Below are 12,345 nucleotides of genomic sequence, written 5' to 3' on the forward strand. Positions count from 1 at the left end.
GCTAGCCAATAGACACTGCCATTACCCCCCCACCCATTGCTGTATCCAAACTTCAAACTGTTCTGGCGGCAGCGGTTTTGAGAAGTGATAGCCCTGCATCAAGCGACAACCTTGCTGCTCCAGTAGCGCTAATTCTTCGGCGGTTTCAACCCCTTCGGCGATGGTATCCATACCCAGCGAATCGGCGAGGCGAATAATGGAACTAACGATCGCCAGCGAAGCGCTATCGGTCTGCATATCGCGCACAAAGGATTGATCAATTTTGAGGATATTGGCTGGCAGGCGACGCAGATAATTCAGGCAGGAAAAACCGGTACCAAAGTCATCAATTGCAATGCGGTAACCCTGATCGCGGAAGGCTTGCAGCACCTGAATTGAGACCTCCATATCACTCATCAGCATGGATTCCGTTAGCTCTAACTCCAATGAGCTGGGCTTGGTGCCTGCAGCTGCCAGCAACCCTTGCACCTCTGCTAAAAAGCCCGCTTGATGAAATTGCAGAGCGGAGATGTTCACACTCACCACCATATGAGTTAGCCCGGCCTGATGCCACAAATTGACCTGCCGCGCCGCCTCGGCAATAACCCATGCACCCAGCGGAATAATCAGCCCGATCTCTTCTGCTAGCGGAATAAAATGATTGGGTGGAACCAGCCCACGCTCAGGATGACGCCAGCGTACCAAAGCCTCTGCGCCGTACAGTGTTTTACTGCCTGCGACAATTTGCGGCTGATAATGCAGCTCAAATTGCCCCTGTTCCAGGGCCGAACGCAGGTCATATTCCAGCTTCAACCGATCCAGCGTGCGCGCATTGAGCACCGGGGTGTAGAACTGGTAATTGTTGCGCCCTTTTTCTTTCGCCAAATACATTGCTGCATCGGCATTTTTTATCAGCGTGTTGGGGGTGTCGCCATCTTCTGGATAGACCGCAATGCCGATGCTCGGACTCAGGTGCAATGGCATATCTTCGAGGGTGTAAGGCACCAACAATTCTTCGCGCAGCTTAATCGCCACTTCTACCAAACTGCGCTCATCGCGCACGCGCGGCAGCAAGATGACAAACTCATCGCCACCCAAGCGCGCAACTGTGTCGTCGGTGCGGACTGCAGCGCTCAAACGCGCAGCTGTCTGGCGCAAAATTTGGTCGCCCGCAGCATGCCCAAGGGAGTCGTTAATGTTTTTGAAGCGATCGAGATCGATAAATAAAATGCCCACTTTTTCGCCGCGCCGTTTAGCGGTGTTGATTGCCATATCCAAACGATCATTCAGCAGTGCGCGATTAGGTAATTCGGTCAAGCTGTCGTGATGCGCGAGAAAATCAATCCGCTCACGGGATTTTTTGCGCTCGGAAATATCGCTAAAAATAGCAATGTAATTTTCCGGTTGGCCATCTTCATTGAGCACCTGACTAATTGAATACCAAGTGGGAAACTTCTCGCCATTTTTGCGTTTGTTAATCAATTCCCCTTGCCAGTGACCACGCTCTTTGAGGATGTGTACCAGGTTGCGAAAAAAACTGTGCGAATGTAAACGCGTTCCCACGGCGGCGGTATCGACCCCCAGCACTTCACCCTCGGTATAGCCGGTTATTTTTTCATAGGTTTTGTTGACCAGGATAATATTCAATTGCGCATCGGTAATTAGAATTGCCTCGTTGCTGCCTTCAAATACTTTGCCCCACAACCGCAGCTCGGCCTCCTGTTGTTTGCGCAGGGTAATATCGCGAACCACCATCACTACTTCGTCCTGCTCGCGCAGTATTAGGCGCGCTTCCCAAGTGCGCAGCCGCTGTTGGGATTGCGACCAGTCAAACTCTACTAACTGCTCACCCTTACCAGCAAAAACCCGGCGGATTTGCGGTGCCAAAATACGGTATACCGGGCCGGGTAAATGGCCATCACCTGTAGCCGGGTCGTAAATAACCCACTCTTCCATCTCATTTACATAGGCACCGACTTGCATATCAATCACATGCCCATCGCGATCGATACGCAAAATAATGTCGGGGATACCGGCCAGTAACGCACGGGTTTTGCCCTCGCTGATACTGGCGTCGTTAAGCGCCTGTTTGGCGCGCAGAATGAATTGGATGCGGTAAGGTAAGGTGCCCCAGCTAACGGGTTTGGTGATGAAATCGGTCGCGCCGGATTCATAGGCCTGATGGATAGAATCTATATCATCCAACCCCGTTACCATTGCAATGGGTAAACCGCGCCCGCGCGGCTGCGCTAAAAACTCACGGCAGAGACTATAGCCATCACCATCGGGTAAGAGCACATCCAACAGAACAATATCCGGTTTGCGCTCAGCAAAACAGCGGCGGGCACTGGCGCAGTCGGCGGCTTCCATTACCTGATATCCAGCCCGCTCCAGTGTAATGCTGGTGGTCAGGCGTGCAGCTTCATCATCTTCGACAACTAATACCCAGGCACCAGCACCCGCTTCCGGCAAAGCAATACTGGTAGATTCATATTCTTTCACTTGCTTTGCTCCCCTCGCTCCAGCTCAGCCAACCCCTGCAGAGATAAACCGTAAAGTGTTTGGATGCTTTGCAACTGTTGCTCTGCACGCTCCACATTGCCTTGGCGCGCTTGTGCTTCACAGTCGCGACAGGCAGATGCCAACTCTAATAGACCCAGATTGGCGGCACTGTTTTTGAAGTTATGTGCTGTTTTGTATAACAGGTCGGCATCGCGCTGGGCGACAGCCAATTCAAGTTGGGCAAGCAATGGCGGGCTACTGGTGCGGAATAAATCGATAATACGGGGCAATAAACCTTCACGCAGTTCGCGCAGTTGGCGAATAACTTGCTGATCGATCTCTACTGGCGCACTGACTTGAGGGGGGATTGCGGTTGTTGTATTGCTAACCACCGGAGCAGACGACTCAACCTGCGGATTAGGCTCCGGCAACCAGCGCGCCAGCAGTTCATGCAGTTGCTCCTGAGAGAAAGGTTTACTGAGGTAATCATCCATACCCTGCGCCAAGCAGTGTTCGCGATCCCCACTGATCGCATTGGCAGTCAGCGCAACTATAGGCACTGCGGGCAAGCCCAATTCAGCTTCGCGCTGGCGAATACTGGCAGTTGCCTCAAAACCATCCATAACCGGCATTTGACAGTCCATCAACACCACATCAAATTGTTCTACTTGAAGTAAATCAACCGCCTCCTGACCGTTGTTAGCGATTTTCAAACTAACCCCAAGGCGCTGTAACATGGCATTTGCCACCTCTTGGTTGACCGGATTGTCCTCCGCCAGAAGCACCCGTCCCACTAATTTGTTAGCACTTGCAAGCTCACCAGATACAGGTTCATGCGCATAATATTTACGGGTTAGATCACCGGCAATTACCTGTGCAATCAGATTATGCAGCTCCGATTGACGCACTGGTTTCAGCAGTAGCGGCGCCCGCTCGGACACTTCGGGGCGTGCGGCCATGCCAGCAGAGCTAAGTACAATAACGGCCAGATTCTTAAAGCGCGCATCGGCCGCCATCGCATCCAGCAATTGACCGCCGTCCATTTCAGGCATGCACCAATCAGTCAGCATCAATTCAAACGGAGTGCCATCCTGCGCGTGTTGCTGGAGCAGGCTCAAGGCTTGGGGAGCGGATGATGCCATCACTGGCGCCATACCCCAGGATTTCAGCCAGTACTCAAGAATTTCGCGATTGGTTGGATTGTCGTCTACCACCAGAGTGTGCAGCTCGCCAAAACCGGTGACCAATTGATAATCGCGCGGATCATTGACCTTTTGCAGCGTCAATTGAAAATGGAAATAGCTCCCCTTACCCGCTTCGCTGTGCAGCTGGATTTCGCCACCCATCAACTGCGCTAAACGCTGGGAGATGGTCAGCCCCAAACCCGTGCCGCCATATTTGCGCGCCATGGAAGAATCTGCTTGGGTAAAGGATTGGAACAGGCGAATCTGCTGCTCCGGGCTAATGCCTATACCGCTATCGCGCACCCCAAATTCCAACTGCACCAAACCATCCTGTTCAGCCAACAATTGCACATCGATCTCCACTTCACCGGTTTCGGTGAATTTGATCGCGTTACTCAGCAAGTTGGTAAGAATTTGCCCCAAGCGCGCCGAATCCCCAACCACCGACATAGGCGGCAAAGGCGTTTTGCACAGTAACTCCAACTGTTTCCCCTGGGCGATAGGCGCGTAGCGCTCGGCAATATCTTCAACCAACAAATTTAATTGGAACGGGCGATATTCCAGCTCCAACTTGCCTGCTTCGATTTTGGAGAAGTCGAGAATGTCGTTAATGATGAGCAATAAATCTTCACTGGAACGCCGGGCAACGCGGGCGAAGCGTTTTTGCTTGGCATCTAGCTCGGTGTCCATCAACAGACCCGTCATGCCCATGATACCGTTGAGCGGCGTGCGGATTTCATGGCTCATGACCGCAAGAAACTCACTCTTGGCTCTGCTGCCGGCCTCTGCTTGTTCCCGTGCAGTTTCCAGCTCGATGGTGCGCGCAAAAACACGCTGCTCCAACAATTCCTGATTAAGGCGCAGCTCGGTATCCTGCGCCTCGATACGATCTAACATAGCGTTGAAGCGATTCGTTAATTGGCCAACCTCATCACGCACCGCAGGTTCGGGGGCTCGCTCCTGATAACGCCCCTCGCGGCCAATTTTCTGCGCTAATTCGCTGAGGTTGCCCAAGGGGCGTAAAACGGACGAAATTAACGCCCAGGTCAATATGCCGCAGACCAGCAGTGCCACCAGAGCAATCACCAAAACCCAAATCACCTGCCCGTAAAACTGGCTGCGCAGCGGGGCGAGGGTGACATCTAATTCCAACTGGCCGAGATGTTCCCCCTCCCAAAACACTTTGGCGATGATTTGCTCATCGCTGGAAGCAGGTTTCTGTTGCGGTATCTTGTACTGGGCAAGTAACTGATCATCCTTAAGCCGCAGGCGCGCAGCCAATACCTTGGACTCTACCCGCAGCGCAGCGAGGGTTTGTTGCGCCGCGTTGGGGTCGATAAACATGCTCGGCGCAGCTAAATTAAGCGCCGTGGCCTCCGCCAGAATTTGCAGTTGGTTTTTTACCTGATGGGTAATGTAGTTGTACTGCTGCCAAGTACTCGCCAGCGCAGCACCCAATACTGCGATGCTGGTTAATAGCATCGCCAGTAAACTAATCTTGCGCGCAAGAGATGCTTTTTTCATCTTAACGCACCCCCTCTTTACGCTTCTTCGCCAACTTAAGCAGTTGACTGCTCACTTTGACTCCCGCGTGCTGAATGGCCTTCTCGTTGATCACAAACTCGATGCGATTATCGGCGGTGCGCTGGAGTGATATGCCCACCCTTGCATCATTCGCATCTGCCTCATCAACAATCAATAACACACCTGCTGGAAAAGATTCAGGCAATTGAAAATCTGCCCCGGAATAAGGGACATACAGCAACTGACAAGTGTCGAGCTGCAGTGATACATCGCTGGAGGAATCGATATGAACAACCTGAATACGCCGCTGTTGGTACTGTTTATCATCCAGCTGCGCTAATGACTGACGGGTTACATCCTGCGCATTTAGCGCACATAGCCTGAAGTGCTTACTGCCCGACGCAGGCCACTCGATAAATTTGAGGAAATTATAAACAAACGCTACTCGTAAACCCGCCTCCGATGCCTGAGCTGACGCGACCAAACAATGCACGCAGAGAAGTATGCCTACCCCCCATTGCAGCATTAATTTGCCAGCCAACTTCACTTGTCCCACAACCAAGCAACCTCCCCCTGATGCACGCCTCATGCGTGTTATCAGCCAAACCAAACCCTTGCGGCTATGGTCAACAGAACCCAAATAGAGAAACAGAATCGCGCCGTTAATAAATCAGTGCCTTGAGAATAGCCCAGAGTTTAAAACTTAGCGAAAAAGTGTATGAAATCATGTGCATGGAAAAAACAGCAGCGCTGAACACGCAACCGACCCCAAGTGATATCATGCCCTCCCTCGTTGACCTAACCTGAATGGCGCTTTTATGTTGTTGTTTGTCGATAACCTCACCAATGTCGATTTCAGTTTCCTCGATCCGCAGCGCGGCTTGTTGGGGGAAACCTGGCTGGCCAATGTGCAATTGCACGGCGAGTTAGATGAACAAGGCATGGTGTGCGATTTCGGCACGGTTAAAAAAGTCATGCGCCACTGGCTGGATACTGAATTAGATCACCGCTTGGCGGTGCCGGTGCACTCACCCAATATCCGCATTGAAGAAGAGGGTGAGTTCCTGCACATCAACTGGCAATTTGGCAGCGAGGGCGAATTTCTCAGCACCCGCTCCCCGCGCGATGCCATCGCCCTGGTCGATGCCGAAGTGCTCACCCCAGAGAGCATTGCCGCTTGGTGTATCACCCAGCTCAAACAACAATTTCCCATGAGCGTAGCGCGTCTGGAGTTGACCTTCACGCTGGAGGCAATGGACGGTGCCGCCTACTACCACTACAGCCACGGTTTGAAAAAACACTTGGGCAATTGCCAACGTATCGCCCACGGTCACCGCTCGCGTATTGATATCTGGGCCAACGGTCAAAAATCGCCCGCACTGGAACAACATTGGGCTGATGCTTGGAAGGATATCTACTTGGGCACACGGGAAGATTTAACTGGCCAACCAGAACATGGTGGCGTGAGCTATTACCAATTTAATTACGAGGCGGAACAGGGGCCGTTTGCGATCACCCTGCCGCAGCGCTGCTGCTATTTAATCGATACCGAGACCACGGTCGAATTTATCGCCCATCATATAGCGCAAACAACCAAACAGGATCACCCTGATGCTGTTATTCGCGTGAAAGCCTACGAAGGCATTAACAAAGGCGCGATTGCCGAAGCTTGATAAACCCTTCAACGCAGTCATCCCCGCTAGCGGGGATCCATAAAACTTAGCATCACATAAAATAAAAAGCTGGACTCCCGCACGCGGGAGTGACGATGAATTGCTTGTTTTAGATTTTGAGCAGCATCACAAACGGAATGAGCGTTAAGCCCACAACAAATATAATCGCCAGTGCCGACGCAATAAACCGAATCGGCCGCGCACAAAAGAGTTGCCAAACACTGGGCACCTGCCCCGCTTCCACCAACTGCGCATAATTTTGTTGCTGGCGAATAACACGCTCTGTTTGATACTCCTTAATCAGTTCGCGCGCCCGCTCTTCTTGCGTACCATCCGCCAGCCAAATTGCATCCAAACCCACGCGAAAAAATCCGGCATCGGTTTCGTAAAATTGAATGTGATGTTCGTGCAGTAGCGCGCGAATCTCAGCAGCTTCGTCATCGGGTACTTGCGCGAGTTTGAATAATAATCTGGCCATAATGTCCGGTAATCTTGTTGAAAACAGTGTTAAGCGCGCAGGATAACAGTGTTGGGCACCGCAAGCAGCGGAGAATTGCTCTGCATAGAGGCACCGCATGCTGCGCCCTAAACTTGCCGATTTGTATTATGCTGCCCCCTATAGTTTGCTTGAAAAATAAAGGATGGATGTTTTGCATTTTCGCATCGAAGCCGTTGATAACACGGAACCTCAACCCGCAGCCGCAAAACTCCGGCTCAGTGGCGACTGGCAATTGGGCGATAGCCCCGACGGCGAAAGCCTCTGCGCCGCCGTACCTGAAAACTGCAAAACACTCGTTGTGGACACAGATGAACTCGGCGAATGGGACTCCAGCCTAGCCAGTGCATTGCTGCAATTGACCCACTGGTGCGAACAACAGCATATCGAACTCGACACCCAACAACTGCCCGACACATTGCAACAATTGCTCGGGCTCGCCACCGCCATTCCCGCTTATCAACCCAGTAGCAGTAACGCGCGCGAACATTTTTTAATTCGTGTGTATAAAACCGCGAACAGCCAATGGCAAGGGCTGGCACGCACGCTTATTTTTATCGGCGATGCCAGCTTCGCACTGGGCAAATGGCTGCGCGGCGATGCCAAAACCCGCACCCAAGATATTTTATTTTTTATCGACCAAGTCGGCCCACGCGCCCTCGCAATTGTCACCTTGATTGCACTGCTAGTCGGCATGATTCTCGCGTATTTAGGCTCAGTGCAATTGCGCCAACTGGGCGCGCAAGTGTATGTGGCTGATTTGGTGGCGCTGGGCATGGTGCGCGAGATGGGCGCGCTGATGACCGCCGTCATTATGGCGGGCCGCACCGGCGCCGCTTACGCCGCACAATTAGGCACCATGCAAGTTAATGAAGAAATTGACGCACTCAAAACTATGGGGGTGTCTACCATGGAATTTTTGGTGCTGCCGCGTTTGTTGGCACTGGTATTTATTATGCCGCTGCTATGCGTTTACGCCGACGTAGTCGGCATGTTGGGCGGCGCGTTGGTCGCCACCGGAATGGATGTGAACTTCAGCCAATATATTTTGCAAACCCAAGGCGCGGTGGATTGGGCAGACATAGCCACAGGCCTTATCAAAAGTGTGTTCTTTGGAATTTTGATTGCGGTTGCCGGTTGCCAAGCGGGCATAGACTGCGGCCGCAATTCCGATGCGGTGGGCATGGCCGCCACTAACGCCGTGGTGCGCGCCATTGTCTATTTAGTCGTAGCCGATGCCGCCTTCAATATTCTTTACGACAAGCTGGGAATTTAACGATGAGTACTACGCCCTTTATTAGCGTACGCGACCTCAGCATTGGCTACGGCGATCGCGTAGTACAACAGGGTTTGAATTTTGATATTCATAAAAATGATATTTTTTTTGTGATTGGCGGCAGCGGCTGCGGCAAAACCACACTGCTGAAACATATGATTGGTTTGATCGCGCCGAGCAAAGGTGAAATTCTTTACGAAGGCGTCAACTACTATGACTCAGACGATGAAACCCAATTAACGCTGTTACAAAACTGGGGCATCACTTATCAGTCTGGCGCGCTGTTTTCCAGCATGACCCTCGCCGAAAATGTCGCCCTGCCCTTACAGTTGTATACCGATTTATCGGAAAAACAAATCGCCGAAACTGTCGCCTACAAATTAGCCTTAGTCGGCTTGGCTGGATACGAAACCTTTTATCCCGCTGAAGTCAGTGGCGGCATGCATAAACGCGCTGGCCTTGCCCGCGCCATTGCACTCGACCCGGAATTGTTATTTTTTGATGAGCCCTCCGCCGGGCTAGACCCCATCAGCTCCCTGCGGCTCGACCAATTAATTGTGCAGATCTGTAAAGCCTTGGACTCCACGGTCATCATCGTCTCCCATGAGCTGCCCAGTATTTTATCCATTGGCACCAATTGTGTATTTCTCGATGCACAAGCAAAAACCATGTTGGATGCGGGCGACCCAAAACACTTGTTACACCACAGCCCACAAGAAAAAGTGCGGCAGTTTTTAAGCCGCGCCGGAACCGCGGAAACGGAGCGATAATGAATAAAAACCTGAAATCCAAAAAAAGTAAAAACAACAAAGCCCTGGCGATAGGTGCGTTTATTGTCGGCGCTTTAACATTGATATTTTTTGCGCTGATATTTTTTTCTGGCGGCAATATGTTTGCGCAAAAAGAGCGTGTCATCATGTATTTTGAGGGATCAGTACAAGGGCTGCAAATTGGCGCACCCATCAAATTAAAAGGCGTGATTATTGGCGAGATAACCGACATTCAAATCAACTTTGACAATAACGAGCAAACCACCAACAAGGGCAATGTACTCACTGCCGTGACTGGTGAACTGGCGTTAAAACATATCAGCCGCAAAGGTACAGAAGTAAAACGCGAGTTTTTTGAAGAGGCGATTAACAAAGGCCTGCGCGCGCAATTAAATTTCCAAAGTTTTCTTACCGGCCTGCTGTATGTGGAGTTGGATTTTTTTCCCGGCACATCAACCCTGTTATACGGCGCCAAAGATGATTCACTGGAACTGCCCACCGTGGGCACCGGGTTTGAAGAAATCACCAAAAACTTACAAGAACTGAACCTTAAAGGTATAGCCAAAAACCTTGAAAAACTAACTTCGCGGTTAGCAGCAGTCGCAGCAAGCGGCGCGATAGAAGACACCTTAAGCAGTGTTCAAACCGCTGCCGATACCTTTTCACAAGCGGGGCAAGATGTGAGCAGGCTCAGCAAAAATCTGGACAAAACCAACAGCGAACTGCGCCAGCTGCTTGCCAATCTCAATCAACAAACACCGGCAGTCGCCGGTGAATTAAAAGCCACTATGGTGCGAGTACAAAAAAGTTTGGATGAGTTGGATAAAGCAACTAATAGCATCCACCATAGTTTTTCAGAAGACTCGCCACTGCTCTATCAACTCAACGAAACCCTGGTTGATATAAGCCAATCCGCACAAGCCTTTCGCTCGCTCAGTGAAACACTCGATCAACAGCCCGAAGCGCTATTGCGCGGCAAACAGCTAACCGATAAGGACGAATAATATGATACGCACATTCATTCTCACCATTATCACCACGAGCCTGCTGTTGGGCTGCCAGCACTCACCGCGCAAACAGTTTTATCTATTGAGCGCAACAAACAGCAACACACAAGCAACGGCGATAACACACTCAGTTGGATTGGGGCCGATTGTGGTTGCGGATTATTTACAGCGTTCACAACTGCAGGTGAATAACAGCGAAAACAGTTTGCAACTGACCGAAAACGCCTATTGGGGTGAACCCTTACAAAAAGGCATCATCCGCGTGTTGGCGATCAACCTGATGAACCAAGACCCAAGCCGCGCCATCGAAATGTTTCCCTGGCGTCAGGATAGCGCGCCCAAATTTAGCATTCGTTTACACATCCACGAACTACAAGTCATCAACGGCAAAGCCGTCATTAACGCCAGTTGGAAACTTATCGATAACAGCGCAAAAAAAACGGTGAGCCAACATCATTACGTTAACACGCATGATTGCAACGGTTCGCCCAGCGATATAGCACAGGCTTATAGCGCGCTTTTAGTCACCTTGGCGGATGCAATCAATAATGCGCTACAACAGCATTCTCAGTTGCCCATGTGAATTCACCTCCAGAAAACACCGCTGCTTGCACTAGATCACTTACCCACACAATCAGCGCCCAGCAGCGCTTTACAATTCCTCACCTCAGCGCGCCATGGGGATTGGTATAGTGCGCGCGTTTTATCTGACTAACCCCCTATGCGCCCTTTATTTCCTAGTCTGACGAATTTTTATGGCTGTTACTGATTTATCTCTCCCTCAGGCTGCACACGCTAGCAAAACACAAATATCCACTCGTTTTGCTTTTTTGATCACCGGCCTTGCCATGTCTGCCTGGGCGCCACTGATTCCGTTTGTTAAAACACGGCTGGCGATTGGCGAATCCACCCTCGGTTTATTGATTCTGTGTTTTGGCGTCGGCTCGCTGCTGGCGATGCCCGTGACCGGGCCGCTGGTAAACCGGTACGGCTGCCGCCGAATAATCACCGTCAGTTTGTTACTTATGTGTGTAAGTTTGATGTGCCTCGCCGTTTCCCCAAGCCTTCCCATCATGGCCATAAACCTGCTGGTGTTCGGCATGATGCTCGGCGCCACCGACGTGGCCATGAACATGCAAGCCGTGATCGTCGAAAAAGCCAGTGGCCGCGCGATGATGTCGGGCTTCCACGGTTTTTACAGTCTGGGCGGGATCTTTGGCGCAGTGGTGATGAGTGGGCTTATGTGGCTAGGTTTATCGCCCTTTCACGCCCTGCTCTGCCTCACTGCCGTGTTATTGCTGATGTTGGTCTACAGCGCAAAGGATTTATTACCCAAATCGCCTTTAGACAATAACAGCGGCGGACGCGAACCGTTTTTTGTAATACCGCGCGGCAAGGTATTACTCATCGGCGCACTCTGTTTTGTCGCCTTCCTCGCCGAAGGTGCAGTGCTGGATTGGAGCGCGGTATTCCTCAATACCTTGCGTGGTATAGATCCAATTTACGCCGGTTTGGGTTTCGCCTGTTTCTCCGTCGCCATGACCATTGGCCGCTTCACCGGCGACAAAATCGTCAACACCCTCGGCGGCACCCGCGTAATTTTTTGGGGCGGGCTTTGCGCTGCACTCGGTTTTTTGTTGGTAGTGTTTATCCCTTTTACCGCCGCTGCATTTATCGGTTTTACGCTGGTCGGTGTTGGCGCGTCCAATATAGTGCCGGTATTATTTACCGCCGCTGGCAATCAAACGTCCATGCCGATGGGCTTGGCGATTGCGGCTGTAGTCAGCATGGGTTACGCGGGATTATTGGCGGGGCCAGCGGTGATTGGTTTTATCGCAGAGCAAAGCAGTTTGAATGTATCGTTTGGCATTGTTGCGCTGGGCTTATTGGCGTTGGCGGTGTCGGCGAAAAAGGCGACGAGCACATAACTTAAT

The 12,345-nt window shown here is 51.4% G+C and carries 10 protein-coding genes; 6 read left to right on the top strand and 4 right to left on the bottom strand.

Translation table 11 applies throughout. The features are described from left to right. Positions 1-21 precede the first annotated feature (21 nt). The 3 genes from AWU77_RS15545 to AWU77_RS15555 are packed head-to-tail and all read right to left on the bottom strand — an operon-like array spanning position 22 to position 5,745. Positions 22-2,481, bottom strand: a complete 2,460-nt coding sequence (locus tag AWU77_RS15545; RefSeq protein ID WP_062065206.1) for an EAL domain-containing protein — start codon at positions 2,479-2,481, stop codon at positions 22-24. After that, a complete protein-coding gene (locus tag AWU77_RS15550) occupies positions 2,478-5,189 on the bottom strand; it encodes a response regulator (RefSeq protein ID WP_062065209.1) in 2,712 nt (903 codons plus the stop codon). The genes AWU77_RS15545 and AWU77_RS15550 overlap by 4 nt, the downstream gene beginning before the upstream one ends. Position 5,190: 1 nt before the next feature. Then, positions 5,191-5,745: a YfiR family protein gene (locus AWU77_RS15555; RefSeq protein ID WP_193747549.1), complete on the bottom strand. Its 555-nt coding sequence runs from the start codon at positions 5,743-5,745 to the stop codon at positions 5,191-5,193. Between the two features lie 262 nt (positions 5,746-6,007). On the opposite strand from AWU77_RS15555, the gene AWU77_RS15560 reads away from it, so the two are divergent. After that, the gene (locus tag AWU77_RS15560) at positions 6,008-6,862 is read left to right on the top strand and encodes a 6-carboxytetrahydropterin synthase (protein ID WP_062065216.1); all 855 of its coding nucleotides are present in this window, start codon (positions 6,008-6,010) and stop codon (positions 6,860-6,862) included. A 109-nt stretch (positions 6,863-6,971) separates the two neighbouring features. Here the strand turns inward: AWU77_RS15560 and AWU77_RS15565 are convergent, their stop codons facing one another. Continuing rightward, positions 6,972-7,340 carry a DUF6164 family protein gene (locus AWU77_RS15565; RefSeq protein ID WP_062065297.1) on the bottom strand — a complete coding sequence of 123 codons (369 nt, stop codon included), beginning with the start codon at positions 7,338-7,340 and terminating at the stop codon, positions 6,972-6,974. Between the two features lie 163 nt (positions 7,341-7,503). Between AWU77_RS15565 and AWU77_RS15570 the strand changes: the two genes are divergently transcribed. The 5 genes from AWU77_RS15570 to AWU77_RS15590 all read left to right on the top strand — a co-directional run bounded on the left by AWU77_RS15570 (position 7,504) and on the right by AWU77_RS15590 (position 12,339). After that, complete coding sequence (locus AWU77_RS15570) at positions 7,504-8,634, top strand: ABC transporter permease (protein WP_062065219.1); 1,131 nt, start codon at positions 7,504-7,506, stop codon at positions 8,632-8,634. 2 nt (positions 8,635-8,636) lie between these two features. Continuing rightward, entirely contained in the window at positions 8,637-9,404 is a 768-nt protein-coding gene (locus AWU77_RS15575; protein WP_062065222.1) for an ABC transporter ATP-binding protein, read from the top strand. Then, complete coding sequence (locus AWU77_RS15580; protein ID WP_062065225.1) at positions 9,404-10,408, top strand: MlaD family protein; 1,005 nt, start codon at positions 9,404-9,406, stop codon at positions 10,406-10,408. The genes AWU77_RS15575 and AWU77_RS15580 overlap by 1 nt, the downstream gene beginning before the upstream one ends. A 1-nt stretch (position 10,409) precedes the next feature. Continuing rightward, the gene (locus AWU77_RS15585; RefSeq protein WP_062065228.1) at positions 10,410-10,994 is read left to right on the top strand and encodes a membrane integrity-associated transporter subunit PqiC; all 585 of its coding nucleotides are present in this window, start codon (positions 10,410-10,412) and stop codon (positions 10,992-10,994) included. A gap of 172 nt (positions 10,995-11,166) precedes the next feature. After that, positions 11,167-12,339: an MFS transporter gene (locus tag AWU77_RS15590; RefSeq protein WP_062065231.1), complete on the top strand. Its 1,173-nt coding sequence runs from the start codon at positions 11,167-11,169 to the stop codon at positions 12,337-12,339. The last annotated feature ends 6 nt before the right edge of the window (positions 12,340-12,345 follow it).

This window comes from Cellvibrio sp. OA-2007, from assembly GCF_000953825.1.
In the GTDB taxonomy this organism is placed as follows: domain Bacteria; phylum Pseudomonadota; class Gammaproteobacteria; order Pseudomonadales; family Cellvibrionaceae; genus Cellvibrio.